The sequence below is a fragment of the Streptomyces sp. 2323.1 genome (assembly GCF_900221035.1).
Lineage (GTDB): Bacteria > Actinomycetota > Actinomycetes > Streptomycetales > Streptomycetaceae > Streptomyces > Streptomyces sioyaensis.
The window spans coordinates 7,737,098-7,756,483 of record NZ_LT907981.1; the positions used below are offsets into that span (position 1 = coordinate 7,737,098).

Annotated in this window: 13 protein-coding genes and 1 pseudogene; 10 read left to right on the forward strand and 4 right to left on the reverse strand. The window is 66.6% G+C overall.

The features are described 5' to 3' along the window. Window positions 1–83 precede the first annotated feature (83 nt). Entirely contained in the window at window positions 84–1,628 is a 1,545-nt protein-coding gene (locus CPH93_RS33085) for an FMN-binding glutamate synthase family protein (protein WP_093481590.1), read from the reverse strand. 1,349 nt (window positions 1,629–2,977) lie between these two features. Here CPH93_RS33085 and CPH93_RS33090 point away from each other — a divergent pair. The 8 genes from CPH93_RS33090 to CPH93_RS33120 all read left to right on the forward strand — a co-directional run bounded on the left by CPH93_RS33090 (window position 2,978) and on the right by CPH93_RS33120 (window position 9,180). Then, window positions 2,978–3,310 (forward strand): histone-like nucleoid-structuring protein Lsr2, encoded by a 333-nt coding sequence (locus tag CPH93_RS33090; RefSeq protein WP_096214959.1) that lies wholly within the window; start codon window positions 2,978–2,980, stop codon window positions 3,308–3,310. Window positions 3,311–3,442: 132 nt separating this feature from the next. Next, window positions 3,443–3,817 carry a Tn3 family transposase gene (locus CPH93_RS33095; protein ID WP_096214960.1) on the forward strand — a complete coding sequence of 125 codons (375 nt, stop codon included), beginning with the start codon at window positions 3,443–3,445 and terminating at the stop codon, window positions 3,815–3,817. 348 nt (window positions 3,818–4,165) lie between these two features. Then, window positions 4,166–5,752 carry a sensor histidine kinase gene (locus CPH93_RS35960; protein WP_159395089.1) on the forward strand — a complete coding sequence of 529 codons (1,587 nt, stop codon included), beginning with the start codon at window positions 4,166–4,168 and terminating at the stop codon, window positions 5,750–5,752. Further along, window positions 5,740–6,414 (forward strand): response regulator, encoded by a 675-nt coding sequence (locus CPH93_RS33105; RefSeq protein ID WP_096214962.1) that lies wholly within the window; start codon window positions 5,740–5,742, stop codon window positions 6,412–6,414. Before CPH93_RS35960 ends, CPH93_RS33105 begins: the two co-directional genes overlap by 13 nt. A 658-nt stretch (window positions 6,415–7,072) precedes the next feature. Next, window positions 7,073–7,294, forward strand: coding sequence for a zinc finger domain-containing protein (locus tag CPH93_RS33110; RefSeq protein WP_197708721.1), 222 nt, complete (start codon window positions 7,073–7,075; stop codon window positions 7,292–7,294). 26 nt (window positions 7,295–7,320) lie between these two features. Beyond that, window positions 7,321–7,542 (forward strand): hypothetical protein, encoded by a 222-nt coding sequence (locus tag CPH93_RS36490; RefSeq protein WP_197708784.1) that lies wholly within the window; start codon window positions 7,321–7,323, stop codon window positions 7,540–7,542. A 127-nt stretch (window positions 7,543–7,669) separates the two neighbouring features. After that, window positions 7,670–7,915 (forward strand): hypothetical protein, encoded by a 246-nt coding sequence (locus CPH93_RS33115; RefSeq protein ID WP_096214963.1) that lies wholly within the window; start codon window positions 7,670–7,672, stop codon window positions 7,913–7,915. 92 nt (window positions 7,916–8,007) lie between these two features. Next, the gene (locus CPH93_RS33120) at window positions 8,008–9,180 is read left to right on the forward strand and encodes a PP2C family protein-serine/threonine phosphatase (RefSeq protein ID WP_096214964.1); all 1,173 of its coding nucleotides are present in this window, start codon (window positions 8,008–8,010) and stop codon (window positions 9,178–9,180) included. Window positions 9,181–10,659: 1,479 nt separating this feature from the next. On the opposite strand, the gene CPH93_RS33125 is transcribed toward CPH93_RS33120, so the two are convergent. Both CPH93_RS33125 and CPH93_RS33130 read right to left on the reverse strand, forming a co-directional pair. Beyond that, the gene (locus CPH93_RS33125) at window positions 10,660–11,958 is read right to left on the reverse strand and encodes a diaminopimelate decarboxylase (protein WP_096214965.1); all 1,299 of its coding nucleotides are present in this window, start codon (window positions 11,956–11,958) and stop codon (window positions 10,660–10,662) included. A 215-nt stretch (window positions 11,959–12,173) separates the two neighbouring features. Beyond that, window positions 12,174–13,679: a PucR family transcriptional regulator gene (locus tag CPH93_RS33130; RefSeq protein WP_159395090.1), complete on the reverse strand. Its 1,506-nt coding sequence runs from the start codon at window positions 13,677–13,679 to the stop codon at window positions 12,174–12,176. A gap of 224 nt (window positions 13,680–13,903) precedes the next feature. Between CPH93_RS33130 and CPH93_RS33135 the strand changes: the two are divergent. Then, window positions 13,904–14,336: pseudogene (locus tag CPH93_RS33135) on the forward strand (transposase); the annotation flags it as partial. Between the two features lie 42 nt (window positions 14,337–14,378). After that, window positions 14,379–15,017 (forward strand): mycothiol transferase, encoded by a 639-nt coding sequence (locus CPH93_RS37670; protein ID WP_443031416.1) that lies wholly within the window; start codon window positions 14,379–14,381, stop codon window positions 15,015–15,017. A 91-nt stretch (window positions 15,018–15,108) separates the two neighbouring features. Here the strand turns inward: CPH93_RS37670 and CPH93_RS33145 are convergent, their stop codons facing one another. Further along, a complete protein-coding gene (locus CPH93_RS33145) occupies window positions 15,109–19,356 on the reverse strand; it encodes an nSTAND1 domain-containing NTPase (RefSeq protein WP_159395091.1) in 4,248 nt (1,415 codons plus the stop codon). Window positions 19,357–19,386: the final 30 nt, after the last annotated feature.

Consider the following 19,386-nt stretch of genomic DNA (forward strand, 5'->3'; position numbering starts at 1 on the left):
AAGACAAGAGTGCCACCGGCCGGCGCCACGCGCGCACTCCGGGCAGGGGAGCGGCGAGCGTGGTGCCTGCCGTGAGGGCCACGTCAGGCGGTCGGCTTCCGGTCGGAGGACTGCTCGGCGGTGAGCAGTGCGGTGATCTCCTCGGCGAGATGCGGGCCGAGCTCGCCCCAGCCGTCCTTGTAGCCGTAGACGCCGGCCAGGGTACGGGCCTCGTAGTCGCCGTTCATGATCTCGATGTCCGTGGCCGTGATGAGCGCCGGGTGGGCGACTCCGACGGCCGCCGAGACCTTCATCAGCTCCTTGCGGAGGGTGCGCAGGTAGACGGCGGCCCGGGTGGCCTTCGAGGTCGGGTCGAGGCCGCGGGCCAGCCACGGGCTCTGGGTGGCAATGCCGGTGGGGCACTTGTCGGTGTGGCACTTCTGCGCCTGGATGCAGCCGATCGACAGCATCGCCTCACGGGCCACGTTGATCATGTCGGCACCCAGAGCGAAGGCGACCGCGGCGTTCTCGGGCAGGCCGAGCTTGCCGGAGGCGATGAAGGTCAGGTCGTCGGTCAGCCCCCGCTCGGCGAAGACGCCGTAGACCCGGGAGAAGCCCATCCGGAAGGGCAGCGACACCGAGTCGGAGAAGGTGAGCGGCGCCGCCCCGGTGCCGCCCTCGCCGCCGTCGATGGTCACGAAGTCGACACCACGGTCACCACGCGCCATCAGCGTGGCCAGCTCCTGCCAGAACTCCATCTCGCCCACCGCGCTCTTGATCCCGACCGGCAGGCCGGTCTCGGCGGCGAGCAGTTCGACGAAGTCGAGCATCGAGTCGACGTCGTCGAACGCGGTGTGCCGCGACGGGGAAGCGCAGTCCTCGCCGAGCGGGATGCCGCGGATCTCGGCGATTTCCGGGGTCACCTTCGCGCCCGGCAGCATTCCGCCCAGCCCCGGCTTGGCGCCCTGGGAGAGCTTGATCTCTATCGCCTTGACCGGGGCGCCGGCGACCACATCCTTGAGTTTGTCGATGTTGAAGCTGCCGTCCTCGTTGCGGCAGCCGAAGTAGGACGTACCGATTTGAAGGACGAGGTCGCCGCCGTTGCGGTGGTACGGCGAGAGACCGCCCTCGCCCGTGTTGTGCAGGGTGCCCGCCAGCGCCGCCCCCTTGTTGAGCGCCGTGATCGCCGCGCCGGAGAGCGACCCGAAGCTCATCGCCGAGATGTTCACCACGCTCGCCGGCCGGAACGCCTTGGCGCGCCCGCGCGGCCCGCCCAGCACCTTGGCCGACGGCAGTGGGGCCTGCGGGTCGTGCGCGTCGGGCAGCGTGCCGGCGAACGTGCGCTGCTTCAGGTAGGCGTGCCCCTGCGTGTGCTCGACGTCGTTGTCGGTTCCGAACCCGAAGTAGTTGTTCTCCCCCTTCGCCGACGCGTAGATCCAGGTGCGCTGGTCACGACTGAACGGGCGCTCCTCGTCGTTGGAGGTCACTATGTACTGCCGCAGCTCAGGCCCGATCGTCTCCAACAGGTACCGGGCGTGCCCGAGCACGGGGAAGTTCCGGAGCAATGCGTGCTTCTTCTGGACAAGGTCACGAGCGGCCACCAGTGCCAATGCTGTTGCGGTGGCCGTGGCAATGCTCCGGGCGCGCATGAACGTTCCTCTCCTCGATGATCGACTCCATTGTCATGCGGTGGAGTCGTCGTGCAGGGCGTGGGGCGGTGGGCACGACCCAGCGGGCGTCAGCGTCCGTGGGAGGACGCCAAATGATATTAGGGGCTCGCCCGGACAGCGGGTCGCGGGTGGGGCGGTCTTCCCAGTGGTGGTGGTCCAGGAGCGTCGGAACAGGCTATGCACGGTGACGCTCGTACAACACGGCGTAACGTCTGAGCGCCGGCCGGGCCGGGAGGCAAGGGCCGCCGGACGGTCTCGTCGCCAAGACCGCGACCCAAGGAGCCGCGACCCGGCACATCGCCCAAGTCGTTGGTACTTCCTCACGTGTCGCTGCCGACAACCTCGACCGACTCATGGACGACGAGCCACTGGTGCTCGTCACGGACGGTGTGACTCCCGCTCTCCGGACCAGCTGGCTTCCTGGCCAAACCAATGCAGTGGCTGCGTGCGAGTCCCGTGGCTCGACGCGATACGTAGCAGACGGTCCCCGGTTGGTGAAACCGGGACCGTGCAGAGCACATGCGAGGAAGTCGGAGGTGCAACGCAATCCGGGCCATGGTCCGAACGGGACGAACGAAAGGCGCCCGCCAGGCAAAGCCCAGTCCAGGCACCTTTCCGCGGGCGCTTAGAAGAAGCCGCGCTTGTTCGGTGTGCACGACACCAGCAGGTTCTTCGTCTTCTGGTGGTACAGACCTTCTAGCGTTGCTGACCTGCTGAAATGGTGGCTGTGACCGCAGGGGCAGAGCGTTGGTCCGTGCCGGGTCCGGATCTTGACGTCAGCTTGCTGTATGGCCGGGGCTGGGCTGCCGACGCTGTCCTGGAATGCGCCTCCATCGGACCGTCGGTGCCTGGCCGGAAGCAGCGCGGCCTGTGGCGAGCTGGACGTGCATGAGCACGGCGACCCGTCAGGCTGGGCCCGGTGCCTCTTCGGCTTCCATTGGCACCAGGTTGGCGGCGGTGTTGTGGGTGCAGCGGGTTGGCCAGCATCTTTGCAGCTCAGAGGTGGTACGGGTCGGATTGGCGCATGTGCATGTGTCGCCTCCTGTCACCACCTCTGGCAGGGTGCATGCTGACTCAATGCTGATTTGCTGACGTAGCGTCAGGTATACCTGATGACCCGTCATGACACCCTTCGTGTGACGTGGATTGGGGAACAGATGGCCGCGGGTATCGAGCAGCTCTGCAGGCTCGATTTTCGAAGTCGGCTTGCTGTTTAACGTCTTTCTTGAGAATGGCTGGCATCCGGGGGTGTCGCTGGAAGGGGGATGGCTTAGCTGCAGCGCAGTAGTCCCGGCATCTTCCGCTTCCCTGCGGTCTAGGATTGCCTCGTGGCACAGAAGATTGTCACCATTTACACGGACGACCTCACGGGCGAAGAGACTCATGAGGCTGCTACCCACACCTTCGCTCTCAACGGTGTGCCGTACGAGATCGACCTCGGCCCGGACTCCTACGAGCAGATGCTCGAGGCTTTCGGTCCTTTCATCAAGGCAGCCCGGAAGACCGGGAGGGCCAAAGGCCAGGCAGCGAAGCGCTCGGTCAAGGCGGCTGGAGAGGAGAGTGCAAGGATCCGTGCGTGGGCGAAGGAAAACGGCTACGAGGTCAACGACCGCGGCCGAGTGCCTGCTGAAATCCGCGACGCCTACCACAAGGTGCACTGACGGATGTGAAGAGTTAGGGGGCCCCGGTGAGGCCTCTTCGCCGTGCCTACTCGGGGTGCGAGATGCGGCGCCCGTGGGCTTGTTCTGTACGAGTTGCAGGCGACCGTACGGTGCCGCCGCGACAGTGCAAGCGTGGGCCAGAGCCGGTCTGATACCAGTACGCGCAGTCACTTCAGCGACTGGGTGCGGTTCGGCCAGCGCGGCACGGTCGCGCACAACGACCCGGTCGAGCAGGAGAAGGACGTGAAGTTCACCTCGCTGCTGGCCAGCCTGGTGATCTTCCACAACACCCTGGACATCGCGGACGCGGTGCGGCAGCTGCAAGCCGAGGGCCACGTGATCGACCCGCTGGACCTGGCACAGATCTCGCCGTACCTGACCGAGCACATCAACCGGTTCGGCGCCTACTCCACCCACGAGCTCGGGATCACCCCGGAGGACTACGACACCCGCCTCGACGTCGACTTCAGCGTACTGGAGGACGACCAGGTCCCGGCTGCGGCATGACCAGGCGCCCGGCATCCGTTGTGCCGTTACCGGAGCCGCTCGCGTCCTGGGTCTGCGACAGGAGCGGGAGGGCAATCCTTCATGACCGTGGGAAAGAGTGGGGATACCTGTCTGGTGCTGACACCACTGGATGCCGAGGATGGATAGATGCCGAACGCCGATACACCAGCCCTATCGGGAAACGCGGACGAGTCGGTTGCTGGCTCAGCTACCCCCAACTCCCCTCGGGCAGCGGCTGTCACTGGGGTAGCGCTGGCCTGCGGAGCCTTCGCAACGTACGCCATATCGCTGTCCGTTGAAAAGGCGCCATGGCCATGGTGGATGCAGATCCCAATCCAAAGCGCAGGCATGTTCGCACTGGCTGCCGGGATCGTCATACTGTTACGGCGGCCGCGTGCGGGCGGTATCGGTACTCTGCTGGTCGCATACGGGTTGACGTGGTATATCGGCGATCTGCAATTCAGTGAACACCGGGTGTTGTACGCGGTTGGTTTTTGCCTGTTCTTCTTTAACGCCGCAGTCATGGCCCAGATCGTTCTGAGCTTTCCCTCGGGCCGACTGCGGGACCCCATCGCAACTCTGGTCGTCACCGGTCTCTACGGTGTCATTCTGATCACTCAGACCGTCCGATACTTCGTCGAAGAGTCGCCACCCCCACAAGTCTGGGGCGACCCAAATGCGGGCACCTACTCGCCGTGGGCCACAGTTGGAACGGCAGCTGGCATGGTCCTCTGTGCCACCGTTTTCGTGCTGCTGGTTCGCCGTTGGCGGTCAGCGAGTCCACCGATGCGCAGGAATGCTACGCCGGTCTGGTTCTCCGCTACTCTGGCTACTGTGATCGTTGGGGGCTTTCTGATTGTCGCGCTGACACACGCCCCCGCTCCTTTGAATCACATCCTCCTTTTCGGTTATGCCACGTCTGTACTTCTTGTTCCCGTTGCCAGTCAGGTTGGCGCACTTCGGGAATGGGTTGGCCGAGTCAACGCTTTTGAACGACTGGTTGACTTCGAGCAGGCGGAAAGCGATGGATACCGGGAGCTTCTGGCCAAGTGGCTGGGCGACCCGAGCATCGAGATTCACCCATGGCTCCCCAGCGAAGAACGATACGCAAACTCGCTGGGCGAAACCATCGGCTTACCCGCAGATCCGAGTCGCGTGACGTTTCTGGAATGGGGTGGTCGGCCGCTCGGCGCCCTCATTCATGATTCGTTTCTGGCCGGCGCCCCGCAGCTAAGGTCGGTAGCGACCGTAACCAGAATTGTCCTAGAGAGGGCGGCCCTCCAAGCGGAATTGCGTAGAAATTTAGACCAGCTACAGGAAGCCAGTCAGACGCTGATCGACCAGGAGATTGAGCGACGCAAGGATCTCCAGATCGAGCTCCATGACGGCGGGCAGAATGAAGTGATCGGCCTTCTAAGCATCCTCGCCGACCTCAGACGTCGGCTGGGAACCCAGTTGACCCCTGGCGTGACCGAGCTGCTAGAGGAGGGAGTAGCCATGTCGAAGCAGTTGCAGCGCCAGATCAAGGATGTCGCGTTCAAGCTCTCGCCGCCGACACTTGAGGAGTTTGGTCTGCGCGCTGGCGTCATGTCGTTGCGTGATCGGCTGCGGCTTCCAGTGCATGTGGACATCCCCGAAACGCGCTGGCCAAAGCGAGTCGAGTATATCGCGTACGGGGTCGTCAGTGAAGCAGTGCGTAATGCCATGACCCATGCGCAAGCCCGGACGATTCGCGTCATCGCCACTCATCAACACGATCGGCTCATTGTGGAGATCGTTGATGATGGCCTCGGGGGCGCGAACTCATCCAAGTCCCCGGGTGTCGGAATTCAGCGGGTGGAAAAACTGGTGACCGTGCTAGGGGGAAAGTTGTCCATTGATAGTCCACTGGGTGTGGGCACGCACGTGAAGGCGGAACTGCCATGCACATCATGATCTCTGACGATGCGCGCCTACTCCACGATACGCTTGCACCACGGCTACGGGAACACGGAGTTCGAGTAAGCAGCGCCAGGTCCATCAAAGAGACGCTCGGACAGCTTGAGCAAGGTGTCGCTCCCGACGTGATTCTGCTGGACATCAACTTTTCTCGTTCCGGCGAAGAATCGTTCGGCGGACTGAGGGTCGCACGGACAATCCGGCGCGGTTTCCCCGGAATTGCACTGATCGCCCTCTCTCAGCACGACGAAATGCGCATCGCATTGGAAATGATGAGGATCGGGCAACAGGGGGGCCGGGTCGGATATCTCCTCAAAGACAAAGTCGCCGACGTCGCGGAACTATTGGAATGCGCAGAAACGGTCAGGGCCGGAGGTATCTGCATCGACGCAGAGCTGCAAGGTTTGGCAGGTCGTGGAGGCAGACTGACTCATAAGCAGCGAGAGGTCGCCGAGCTGATCGTACGAGGACGGACGAATAAGGGAATAGGTGAGGAACTGAGGATGGCCGAGGGAACGGTTGATCGGCACATCGGGGCCATCAGGAGAGCTTACGAGCTTCCCTCGCCTGACCAGGAACGGGAACTGAAAATGAACATCCGAGTCCTGATCGTCCTTGCGTACCTCAGCGACAACACAAGGCACAGTGATCCCGAATAGCCCAAGAGGCTCACGGTTACCCTCAACATATAGGAGTAGCGCAGCCGTGCCCCGGGGATACAGGGAAAGCCCTCACTCCGGTTGATGTGCATCCAGGTTCCTCCCATATTCAAACGTGAGGCCCCGAGCGACCATTGAATCAGCCCGCTTCTGCGGGACTCGAACAGTCAGAAAGGTTCACGATGAGCTACCAGTACACCGGGCAGATGGCTCCTCCGCCTCCGCCTCCGCCGACGGTCACCGGCCAGCTGGTAAACGATGTTCGCCCGGTCGGTGCCGCCAGTGGCACCGGCGCGGCGGTCGCGCAGACGGCAGCGGTCATATTGGGGCAGCTTGCATGGCGGGCCCTGACTGGCAAGTGACAACAGAGAGCCTGTCGAACGAAGGCGGGCATCAATGAAGGGGCCGGCCGGGGCTGCAGCAAGCCCCGGCCGGCCTCGCCGCTTCGTCCCCACCTGCTCTCTCGGCCAAGTAGGTTCAGATGGGGGCAGCGTGCCCCTGTCCATAGCGGACAGCAACGCCGCTGGTTCTCACAAATGACCATCTGTGAGAGTTCTGCGAGAGCCCCCGGAGCGATCACGTTTCCGCAGGTCGCCACTCGCAAAAGTCCTATCGAAACCGGCGCGTTGGGCGAGGCACTTCTGAGAGGCTGCCCGCCATGGATTTGACGCCCGATCAGGCCGCATTGGCGGTAGAACGTCACGACTGCCCGAACTGTGACGCGCCCGCCGGCAGCGCCCGCCGCACCCGGGGCGGCAAGACCGCCGCGAAGTACCACACCGCCCGCTTCGCCCTCGTCCCCGCGCTCCGCGAGGAGCTCGAAGTGCCGGTGCCCGCCGACCGGGCCGCGCGTGGAAGCAGGGCCCCGCGCTTGCGGTGATCCCCGCGCCTCGCACCGAGCGGCCGGTGAGGATCGGGTACGCCAGGACCTCGACTGCCCGCCAGGAGCTGGCGAGCCAGCTCGAAGCCCTCCGCCGGGCGGAGTGCCACAAGATTTTCTTCCGCCACGACAGCGAGCGCCTTCTCCAACTGGCCGCCAACTGGCGTGAGGCAGCACTGGAACTCGGCGAATTCGCCCCACCACGCCCCACCCTGAGGCTCGTCCACATCACGACGCCGTCCTCGTAGCTCACCACTCCAGACCAAGATCAACTGCTTAGCGTTAATGGCTGTACCGCTGGTCCCCAAGGCCGGACCAGGGTGACGATGCCGGCCGGGACGAGTAGCCACCCCACCGCAGAGCGACCCTGGAGGCGTGGCCCGCATCCGCTTCTGCGACTCGTGTGGGGCCCGGCTGCCGAGGGGCTCCTCGGCCCGGCGCCGGTACTGCGACGACGTATGCCCGGCCCAGGCATACCGGGACCGCAAGCGCGCCGACCACGCCTTCGGGCTCGGGCTGATGCTCGGCGAGCCGGAGTGGATCGGCGACGAGGGCATGATCCGGCTGCTGACCTGCCCCGGTCCCCTGGCGGATCTCGGTCGGGGCCTGCCGCAGGGCTAGGAGATCGCTGACGGTGATGTCGATCTTCGCGATGCGGGCATCTCCTGCCAGCCGCGGTGGTCAGCTGCTGCGGCGCGGTGCAGGGTGGAGGCATGGGCTCCCAGCTGCAGCCTGCTGGTCTACGGCAGCCCTGGCGATCGAGCCGTGCGCTGCTAGTGATCCCTGTCGCGCTCATCGTGGTGATCACAGTGGCGGACATTCGCTCTCCTGCGGACATTCATCTGGGACCGGCGCTGGCCATCGCGCCCGCGATCGCCGCAGCGTTCGCCGGCCCCTTGGTGACCGGGCTCATCGGCGGGCTCGCCGTGGCAGCCCAGGTGATCATCGCGGTGTTTCACGGCGGCCTGGCCACCACGAACCACATAGTGCAGATCACCACTCTCGCGCTGCTGACGGTTCTGGTCGTGTTTCTGTCTGCCGTGCGCGAGCGGCGTAGCGCCCAGCTGGCTCAGGTGCGGTCGGTGGCCGAGGCGGCGCAGCATGTCCTGCTGTGGCCGCTGCCGGACAAGATCGGCCCGCTGAAGATCGCCTGTCTGTATCTGGCGGCCGAGGATGAGGCGCAGATCGGCGGTGACCTGTACGCGGCCACCCGATGCGACGGCGCGGTGCGCGTGATGATCGGGGACGTACGAGGCAAGGGCCTGCCCGCCATCGGTGAGGCCGCCCTCCTGCTCGGGGCCTTCCGTGAAGCCGCCTATCAGCACCGCTCCCTTCCGGAGCTGGCCGCCGCCCTGGAGCAGAGCGTGGCCCGCTACCTGGCCGACTTCGAGCAGGCGGAGGAGCCCGGGGAGAGCTTCGCCACTGCGCTGCTGCTGGAGATCCCCGACCGGGACCAGATCACCCAGATGACCAGCTGCGGGCACCCTCCCCCGCTGCTGCTCAGCCGCGGCAGCGCCGTCACCACCCCGAGCCTGCACCCCGCACCGCCACTGGGGCTCGGCGGCCTTGGACAAACGAACTACACGGTGGACGTGTTCTCCTTCGAGCCCGGCGACACCCTCCTGCTCTACACCGACGGTGTGATCGAGGCACGCGACGGTGACGGCGGCTTCTACCCGTTCGAGAGGCGGGCCGCGCAGTGGACCGAAGCCAGCCCCGCCTCGCTGCTGCACCACATCCGCAGTGACCTGCTCGCGCATGCCGGCGGACGTCTCGACGACGACGCTGCCCTCATTGCACTCCACCGCACCACGGCAGCCCACCGGGGCCGCCGCCCGGGGCGAATCATCCATGCCGACGGGTTCCGTCATCGCGCTGATTCGTGATCAGGGCTCTCGGTTGGGTGCCGGGACGGACGGGGCCCAACGTGACCGGCCGGTCCGGCAGCCTCGTGGCCGGGCGGGCGTGGAGGCTGCCGGCCGGTGCCGCGTGGAGCGGCGGGGGGATGTGACCGCGCCACGCCTGCATGGTGGGTTCAACGCTTGGGCGGTGACGAGGTCACCCATCGTCGAGCCAGAGCCGTCTCGGCGGTCTGGTCGTCGATCAGCAGTCCGAACTCCAGCAGGGCGATGTGTTGGACGTCGCCGGGGGCCAGTGGGTGGTCGTCGCGGCGACGGTCGTAGGAGTGTTCGGCGGCGCCTTGCGCGAGCAGGTGTTCGCATTTCTTCGGTGGGGAGCTGGTCGCTGGCGAAGGCGGTCAGGACCTGCCGCCACCCCCGGCCATCAGGCCGCGCTCCACGGCTGCGGCACGGTGAACGCGAGTGCGTGGCCGGCTGCGTCGTCTTCCTCCGCACCATGATCACCGCCGCACAGGCCGAAGGGCCCGACCTGGCCTTCGGCGTGTGCGCCGAGCAGCGGTGCGCCGCCTTTCAACCTTTGTGCCCCGGGGAGCAACGGTCGGCTCCTTTCAACTGGGCCCCAGTGACATCTGACGTCCAACCCCACTGACATCCGGATGTCCAACGGCACTCATGCATGCACCACGTCCGGCTAACCTCGCCCCTCGATGCAAGGTCACGCTGACCTATGCAAGATCGCATGCAGCTTAGAGCTGACATATGCAACGCCAACCCGTATCGGACAATCCCCACCCCATCGGAGGCCACCCCCATCCCAGCCCTTTAGCGCGGTAGACCAGGACCAACAGCGGTCAAACTGGCCGCCTCCAACAAGGCCCCTTGCTCAAACAGTCGCAGCTCAGAGCACTGTTGCCCCCCAAGGCGCCCCTGATTCCCAAGCTCAGAACGCGGGTTCGATTCCCGTCACCCGCTCCACTAGAAAGCCCCAGGCCACCAGTGGCCCGGGGCTTCTTTGTTGTCCGGCGCTCGTGCTCAGCACCGGAACCACCCAGGTGGGGGCCGGCTCTCTCATGAGGCCCGGGGCGCAGCGAGGTCGGGCGGGTGCCGGGCTCGCGCCGTCGTCAACGGGTCTGCGCCCACACCACCAGCAAGCCCACTACAGCAGTGCCTGCCCCGTAGCACGCACCCCGAAGAAACTGGTCGGCCGCGATCCGCCGGCGCCGTGAGATCCACCGCGCGGAACCACGCGCCGTCCGGCCGCAGCGCACCCCGGCGGCGGACAGCCGTCGTCCGATGGCCTCCCATCGCCCCGGAGAGGTCGTTTTCTCCATGGAGCACCCCGACCGGGCGCGCCGTACTTTCATGGCGGTTGCACCTGCTTCCTTCGCCTTGTGGTTCTCTCTGGGCAGCCAGGCGTTCCCGCTCGGTGCCGTCCTGGCCTTAGTGACTGCGGTCGGCGTTCTTGTGCGGTCACGCCGGGGTCCGTATGTACTGGAAGGGCGAGAGTTACCTCCCGGCAAGGACCGGGGCCGGGTGCACCGCCTGCGCGGGGCGGAGCAGTTGGAAGGTGACCCGGCCGTCGGCGTCGAGGCGGGCGCCGTGAACGGCGGGTTCGGGAAGACTGTTGTAGTGAAAGGGGGTGGAGAAGTAGTAGGCGCCGGTGTCCGGGACGACGACGATGTCACCGGCGTCGAGGAGGGGCAGGGTACGGTTGCGTGCTAGCAGGTCACCGGCGAAGCAGCACGGGCCTGCGATGTCCTGCGGCACGGGCGGGCTGTGCTTGGTGCGGCCGTGAGGGTCGTGGGCTTCGATCCGCAACGGCCATGCGTCGGGGGCGAACACGGTCCGCGTGGCGACCTGGGCGCCGGCGTGGGTGATCGCGATGGGACGGCCGCCGACGGTCTTGGTGTACTCGACGTACGCGGCGGTAAACCCGTTCTTGGCCAGGACGGAGCGTCCGAATTCGGTGACGATCTCGTACTCGCCGGAGAACAGGGCAGGCGCGTGGTCGCGCAGATGGGCCGCGTAGGTGTCGAAGCCGGGGGTCGTCTCGTCGCTGCCGAAATTGACCGGGAGACCTCCCCCGATGTCGATGCCGGTCACCTGTCCACGGCCGAGGTAGTCGTTGATCTCCTCGGCGAAGGCCACGGCCTTCGCGATGCCCCGGGCGATCAGGTCCAGGGAGCAGCCCTGCGAGCCGACGTGCGTGTGCACCCAGGTGAGCCAGGGACGGTCGCGGTACGCCTGAAGCAGCCGCTGTCGATTGCCTTCGTCCTCCAGGGGAATGCCGAACTTCGACGTCGCGGTGGCCGTGCTCATCGCGGTGATCGAGCCGGCGCCTACCTGGGGGTTGATGCGCACGCCGATCCGCGAGTCGGAGCGGCGGGTCGCCAGGATCTCGTCCAGCCTCGAAAGTTCTTGGAAGCTGTCCGCGTTCACCGCGACCCCCAGGCTCAGTGCCTGGACCAGTTCCGCCCGGGTCTTGGCCGGGGAGTCGAACACCATGCGTGCGGGTTCGAAGCCCGCGTCCAGCGCCTGGGCGAGCTCGCCGGCACTGGCGACTTCGCAGCCCATGCCGCTCAGGCGCAGTTCTTGGAGTACGGGAACCAGACAGTTCGCCTTGGCCGCGAACGCGTGCAGGACCCGGAGCGAGTCAGGAAATGCACTCCGCAGGGACGTGACGGTCTCGTTGACGCCGTCGAGGTCGATGAACCCGGCCAGTACGGCCGTCTCGGGTTCCAGGAGGCCCTGCTCTACGGCTGCCCGCAGAATTCGCTCACGCCGGTCCTTGCCATAAGCACTCATCGTGCACCTTCCCTGAGCCGAGATTCTCGACCACCCACGGATGCTGTTGGGCGGGCCACCAGACTCTCGTCGAAACGATGCCAGTGTCTTCGTCGGGAGTACCGGTATTCCGCTGCGCGGTTCTCGCCGTGGCGCGAACCCCGGGCCGTGGCACCGCCACCGTTGTGCTGGTGCACGAAGACGCCACCTTCTTTTCGTAGAGGCGCCCCAAGTGCTCACGCCTCCCGGCCGCCGCGGTCGAGCAGGCGCAGTTGCAGTTGGGCGAGCAGTCGGGCGTCGGGACTGCGCAGGTTGAGCCCGGATACCTTGGTGAGCCGGTTGATCCGGTGCCTCAGGCTATTTGCGTGCACACCCAGCGCCTTGGCGGTGGCCGGCACGTGACCGAAGTGGTCGAGGTATGCCCGCAGGGTCTCCACCATGGTGCCCCCGCCGTGCCCGGCGTCGAATGCCACCAGGCGTGCCACCGGAGTCTCCGATGCCAGGGCCAGCCCCGTCAGCGCGTCCATGATCTGGTTCAGGGCGACCGTCTCGGCCACCTCGCGTGCGAACCCGACGGCGCGGTGCTCTCCCGTCGAGAGCAGGGCTCTCAGCGCCAGGTCGGCCGACCGACGGGACTCAGGCAGATCCGCCAAGGTTTCGGCCACCGATCCCAGGCCGATTCTCGTTCCCGGACCGAACGCGTCGGTCACCTGCCGGACCAGTGAATTGCCCAGTTGTGAAACCTGTTCGACGGCCCGCTGCCTGTCCTGGTGCAGCGCGCCCAGCAGCACCAAGGCCCCCTGTTCAACCGGCAGCACCACCGATTTGAGGTCGTGCGCGCCGCAACGCACCGCCAGCAGGCCGTGCAGCTTTCCGGTTTCGTCACCCTTCCGGGAGCCTCCGGGGCGTACCGCCAGGACAGCGCAGTGTCCATGCGGCGGAATCCCGGCGCGTTCGGCGAGCATGTCGGCGGACCCCCGCCCGTCGAGCAGCGCACGGGCCGCATCCTCGACCAACCGGGCGTGTGTCCGGTGCGACCGGTGGTGAACCAGGTGTGCAGCGGCCACCCGCGCCGCCGACCGCAGTGCGTCGGATGCACGCGGCGCGAGGTCACTGCCTGCGGCAGCCACCCAGATCGACCCCAAGACCTCCCCACCCGCTCGGACGGCCACCACCAGTCGTTCGGGGTTCTCCCCGTGCGCCGGCCGGTGGATGACGTCCCCTGTACCCCACAACGCCCGGAAGAACCCGGCCTCCTGCATCGCGGAGACTCGCCACTCCGGTACCCGACGGCCGAGGATCGTCAGTCGGCGCAACTCGTCCACGTCCTCCTTCGTCGACGAGTACGCCAGAACCCGGGACTCCACGTCCTCGATCGTCACCGCGCCGCCGACCAACACCGCCACCGCGTCGGCCAGCCCGTTCAGGTCGCCCAACGTCACAGCCGCCACAGCCGGATCGGCGGGAACTCCGGACAGGACCAGGCCCGCCCGCAGCGCCCCGACCAACTCCGTCCAGCCGAACCATGCCGTCCGGAAAAGCAGCGCAGTACCGGCGTCCTCGGCGGCCGCCCGCAACGCTTCAGGGGGCCGGCCCGACCTGCCCTGCCCGAAGACCACCGCGACCGCTCGCGATCCGGCCGCATCGCGCACGACGTCGACGGCGGCAGCCGACTGCGGATCGACGCCCACCGCCAGCAACACCTGCCCCGGCGGCAGCCCCGGCTCCAGCGAGTCCAGCACCGCTACTCCCTCGACCACGGCTCCCAGGCCACGTGGAGCGACGCACAACTCCATCGCACCGGCGCCCATCACCGACAGCAGACTCTCCAGCGTCGGTTCCGATGCGGCGGCGTGCCCCTGTTCGGGTAATCCGTCCCGCGCCATCCGGTCCCCCTCGCGTCAGCGCGTCATGTGACGGTGAGTGTAGGAGCTGTCACGAGAATGACGCGAGACGCGTGCACGGGTACGGCTACTGCGCCAGCCATACGCGCTATTTCTGGGGACTTCGGCTGCACCTGCTGTGCACGCTGGGCGGGCTGCCGATCGCGTTCGCGCTGACCGGGGCGAAGGCCGAGGAACGCGAGACGCTCCTCGACATCTTCGCCACCGAACCGACGCTGGTCACCGACCGGCCACCCGGCCAGACGCTGATCGGCGACAACAACTACTTCGGCCGCGAATTCGAGTCGCAACTGGCGGACTTGAACATCGCGCTGCTGCTGCCGGCCCGCAAGGGCGAGGCCGAGCGGGTCGGATCACAGTTGTTCAAGCCGTTGCGGCAGGTCATCGAGTCGATCAACGAGACCCAAGGGCCAGCTCCACCTCGAACGGCATCGCGGCCGAACTCCCAATGGTGTGGTTGTCCGCGTGCTCCAGCGAGTACTCGCGCTGACCGCATACGACCACTGACGGCTTGAATCGATCAACTACGGTTCCGCCATGACGACTACGGAGCCCCGCCTCGATCTTCGGCCCCCCGGCCTGAACGCCGACGAGAAGACCACCCTGCTGACCTTCCTGGACTATCTGCGCGAGTCCGTCCTTGCGAAGGCGGACGGCATCCCGGAGCCGGCGGTCCGCACGACCGGCGTCCCTTCCGGGACCAGCCTGCTCCAGTTGCTCAAGCACCTGAAGGCCGTCGAGCTCAACCGGTTCGTCTGGGCCTACACCGGCGCCGACAGCGAGCGCTGGGAGGACGAGGGTGCGGTGTCCGCCGACGACACCGCGTCGGACTTGGCGGACGCCTATCGCGAGGCGATCGCCCAGGCCAACGAAGTCGCCCTCGCCTGCACCGACCTGGACCGCCCCGGCGCCCGCTCGTTGCGCGAGACCCCGCCGCCGTCGATGCGCTGGGGTGCTGGTCCACATGATCGAGGAGACCGCCCGGCACGCCGGTCACGCGGACATCCTGCGCGAGCAGATCGATGGCTCGATCGGGCGGTGATGCGAGTGCGGTCAGTCAGGTGCGATCGCACCGATCACCAGTCATGCGAGCCCTTAGCTAGGTGCGCAGCATGGACACGAGTGGCAACCGTTTGTGAGAGTGGCGCTGCGCTGAACTCGCCGCCTTGGTTGTAGACTTCCGAAGCCCATTGCATGTATGTCTGAACTCCTTGCGCGCTGGTCATCCTGACGACCTGTCCGGCGAGCTCGGCTGGTTCTCACCTGGTCAGCACGTCTTGCGGTACGGGATGTCAGGGATAAGAGTTTTCCATTCCTGTTCGGTGAGAGGGCCTGACCTGGTGCAGAGATCTCGGATCAACCGCGCAGGGGCAATGGTGTCGGTGAAGAAACTGCCATGCTGATCCACACTGGTCAGCGTCGAGCCGTCGGGAGAGAACGCCAGGGCGACGATCTCGGTGAGGGGCCCCACGGGTGGGACGCCCAGCTCGCTACCGGTGCGGCTGTCCCACACCTTGGTCTGGTAGCCGAGTCCGGACTGGTGCACGGTGGCGAAGAGTCGGCCGTCAGGTGAGACGGCGGTCGCTCGTTCCGGCGCGGTCAAGGGAGGGCTCACGGGACCGGTGCGCAGGTCTTCCCCTGTGGGCCGGAGCGTCTGAGCGTCCCAGAGCCGGACGTAGGACCGGAATCCACGGGGGTAGGTGTAGAGCACCGTCCCGTCGTCGCTGACGGAGTCCACTTCCAGGTTCGGGGCGCCCTTGGTGACGACCCTGCCGGAGGGGAACGCGACCCTGCCGAAGTTCGGGGCGGCGATCACGCTCTTGCCGTCTGGAAGGAAGAAGACGGCCCCTCCGTTATCCGGGTAGCCGAGGTCGGCGCGCAGCTGACGGGTCTGGCGCATGGTGGTCAGATCCCAGAAGGTGAGAACGTTGGTGCCGTTTAGTGTCACGGTTTGGACGGCGAGTGCCTTGTCGTCCGGTGAGAACGCGAACGCCGTAGTTGTTCCGCTGCGCTGGTCCTTCCTGAGGATGGGCAGGCTTCCGAGCCTTGATCCCTTCTTCCCGCCCGTGTCCCAGATCTCGATCGTCGTACCGGCGAGCACAGCGAGCCGACGCCCGTCGCGGCTGAGCTGGATCTCCTCCACGGCGTATCCCGTGTCCTCCGCGCGCGAGGTCACGGTGAAACGCTTGGTTCGTGAAGGCAGGGACCAGATTTCGATGTCGTTGCCGAGGTTGCGCGCAAGGGTGCGCCGATCGGAACTCACCACCCCCTCTTGAGTGAACCCAACATTCTCCTTGGGGGGTTTGGTGAACGCTCTCACGTCGAGCGACCGGACGACGCCATCGGTTCCGGCGCATCGGAGTTGCGAGTCGTCGGCCGTGAAACGCAGGGCCGTCCCGGGGTAGCACTCGCTCTGGGTGGTCGAGTAGCGCATGACAGGTCCCGAACTCGTCACCGACACCTCCCAGACGAGGCCGTTCTGCGCGATGTACCTGCCGTCGTGACTGAAATAAAGGGGATAGTCCGTGGGGTCCTCAGCGCCCTTGAGTTCGATGCTGGTGTATTTTCCAGTGCGGTCGAAGAAGCTGATTCTTCCGCCCTCGGCTGTCAGGGCAGCGAGTTTGCCGTCCGGACTGAACACCACAGGGCCGTGGATGTCGCTGGCCTTGAGCCCGAAGTAGGGGACGGGGACGGGCAACTGCTTCTTGGTCCGCAAGTCGATCCAGGTGAAGGGCTTTCCCCCGCTGCCGGGCAGGGAAAGTACTCGTTCATCCGGAGAGAACGAAGAGTCTCTGAAGAAAGCGGATGCACGGGGGCTCAAAGTGATGATCTTGCGGGCGGTGCGGCTGTCCCAGACGGTCAGTGTGGTCTTTAGGTCCGAGTCGTTCGTCTGGACCATCAGGTAGGTGCCTAGAGGGCTGATCGCCATCGCCGGCCAGTGTTCGCCGTCCTGCTTGGCGGTGGGGTAGGCGTGCGCGTGGCGTTGGCGGGCGCTGGAGACGTCGAGCAGGCGGGTGTATCCGTCGTCGGTACTCACGGCAGCCGTCTTGCCGTCGTCGGAAAGGTCCACCTGGTGGACCTTGGCCGGAGCGGTGTAGGAACTGATCTTCTTGCGGGTCTGGACGTTCCAGAACTCCACGCGGGTGCCTCCGGCAGCCGCGAAGGTCTGCCCGGTGCTGTCCAGATCGGACTCCGTCGCTACGAAGCCGGGGAGCTTGAGCGCATCGTCTTCCTGCTGGTCGTGCAGGGCGAGCAGGGCCGACCACGACTCGGGGGTGCTGGCAAGACTTGCCGAAGCTACCGCCAGCCGCCGACCGAGCTGGGGATCGGTGCGGCGAACCGACTGGGCGACCCCGGCCACCTGTGCGGACGCCGCACGGTCACGCTGGCCGATGACGGTCTGCCGCTGGCCGAACGCGACGCCGGTGGCGACCAGGGCGAGTACCAGCATTCCGACGAGAGTGATGTTGATGCGTCGGGTGCGGCGCAGGGCTGACTGCTGATGCTGCCGGCTGGCTTCCAGGAGCGAGGTGATGTCGGTCGGGAGAGAGCGTTGATCTGCCCATTCCTCTCCTTCTGCGAGGAGGGAGCCGTCCAGTAGGTCGCCGGGAATGCCGCTGTGCTCGTGTCGGTCTTGCTGTTCGGTGGCGCGCTGGAGCCAGACCTGGAACTGGTGGTCCTTGGCGACCCAGTCACGCAGGTCGGCCCAGCCGCGGATGAGAGCGTCGTGGATGAGCTCCGCTGCCGGTTCACCGGAGGCCGCGTCGGGAGGTGTGGTGGTGCCGGTGATGATGATGCGGAAGCGAGTGAGTGCCTCTAGTACGTCGTCGAAGACGATGTCGGCATCTGGTCCGCTGAAGCTGTGGCCGATCGCCAGGGCACGGAGCCGGGTGAGGGGAACGGGCCGACGGGTCGCGGGGACGCCGTTGCCTTCGTCGGCGGGCCGGACAAGTGCGGTGAGGATCTGTTGCGCGATGGGACGTTGCTCGGCGGTCAGTTGGCCGAGGGCGCGGTTGCACCAAGTCGTCAGACTGCCGGTGACCTTGCCGATCTTCTCGTAAGCCGCATGGGTGAGTTGGCCGTCCTCACGGCGACGGCGTACCCATAACTGGCGCAGGGCCAGTTCCAGCGGTGGGAGCAGCGTGACCGGCGCCTGCCGGGCGAACGGGTCGACGGCCAGGACGTCGTCGACGATCCGGTCTGCCAGGCCGGCCTCGAGCGGTAGGCCCAGGGCCGCGGCGGGTCGAGCGATGATCGCCAGCAGCTCGGAGCGGCTCAGCGTCGCGGGGACGTTGCACAGTCCGGGGAGGACGGTGTTCATCAAGTCCGGGGCGAGGGCGTCGAGCGGGGCGTAGAAGTCGTTGCGCATGACCAGGAGCACGGTGACAGGGGCATGGGAAGCGCCCAGCTCCACGAGCTGTTCCACGGCCCTGAGACGCCCGTCATCTGCACGTCGGTACGGGTTGGGGACCGGCTGGGTGAGAAGTTCCTCGAACTGGTCGATAACCAGCAGCAGACGGTCGTGGTCGGGCTCGGCAGCGAGGCGGGCCTCGGCCGCGGCCACCAGGCCGTCGCTGGCCGCACCGGGCAGGCCCTGGCCCCCGATCTCCGTGAGTAGGTCCTGGCCAGGTCGGGCACACACGGGCAGCCAACGGTCGCTGCCCGGTATCGCTCCCTTAGCCAGGGCGGGCAGGACACCCGCGTTGATCAGCGATGTCTTCCCCGCTCCGGAGGGGCCCAGCAGCATCAGCATCCGCCGGGCCCCACCCAGCGCCGTCAGCACCCGCTCCACGGCGGCCTCCCGGCCGTGGAACCAGTCGGCGTGCCGGGCTGTGAAGGACTCCAGCCCCAGATAAGGGCAGGCCTGGTGCTCGGCCAGCTGGGGCTGGATCTCTCGCAGTACTTCGGCCGGGGTGGCGTACGCGGTGCCCAGCCCTTTCAGGTGGGCGTCGGGGGAGGCGATGGCAGTAACCATGCCGATCACCAGGCCGGTCATCTCGTCCACCACAGGCCCGCCGCTGAACCCGGTCGTCAGGTCGTTGGCCTTCGACAGCTGAAGCAGCCGTCCCGCACCGTTGTCCCCTGGCAGCAGGTTGCCGGCCTCGCCGTACCCGAAATGACCGCCTCTCGGCGCCTGGGTAGGAAAACCGAACGAGCAGACTCGGTGCCCCCGGCACCCCGCGCTCGCACCCACAGCCATGCCCTGGGCCCCCGCCGGAACTGAGTCAAGGCGGAGAACGGCGACATCCTCGGCTTCCGGTGCCCGCCACTGCTCAGCCACCACATCGGCCATCACCCGCGGTGCGTCTGGCAGACGCGGGAAGAGCACCTCCACCCGACCGCCCGGGTACTGCCCGGCGGCGTGCACGACATGCGCACAGGTGAAGCCGGTGTCCTCCCCAGCCAGGAAGCCTGCCCCAGCAACACCGCCGTCCGACGCAAGTACCTGGAATACCGACTCGGGCACCGAAGGCTCACCCGCCCCGGCAAGGTTGCTCTCCGGTACACCCTCCATCGCGCCTCCACCACGGCCTGCCGCAGACTC

Bases quoted from the DNA above. Each gene is read 5' to 3' on its own strand.
- CPH93_RS33085 (WP_093481590.1), bottom strand. From the start codon at position 1,628: ATGCGCGCCCGGAGCATTGCCACGGCCACCGCAACAGCATTGGCACTG.
- CPH93_RS35960 (WP_159395089.1), top strand. From the start codon at position 4,166: ATGTTCGCACTGGCTGCCGGGATCGTCATACTGTTACGGCGGCCGCGT.
- CPH93_RS33105 (WP_096214962.1), top strand. From the start codon at position 5,740: ATGCACATCATGATCTCTGACGATGCGCGCCTACTCCACGATACGCTT.
- CPH93_RS33110 (WP_197708721.1), top strand. From the start codon at position 7,073: ATGGATTTGACGCCCGATCAGGCCGCATTGGCGGTAGAACGTCACGAC.
- CPH93_RS33120 (WP_096214964.1), top strand. From the start codon at position 8,008: ATGGGCTCCCAGCTGCAGCCTGCTGGTCTACGGCAGCCCTGGCGATCG.
- CPH93_RS33125 (WP_096214965.1), bottom strand. From the start codon at position 11,958: ATGAGTGCTTATGGCAAGGACCGGCGTGAGCGAATTCTGCGGGCAGCC.
- CPH93_RS37670 (WP_443031416.1), top strand. From the start codon at position 14,379: ATGACGACTACGGAGCCCCGCCTCGATCTTCGGCCCCCCGGCCTGAAC.
- CPH93_RS33145 (WP_159395091.1), bottom strand. From the start codon at position 19,356: ATGGAGGGTGTACCGGAGAGCAACCTTGCCGGGGCGGGTGAGCCTTCG.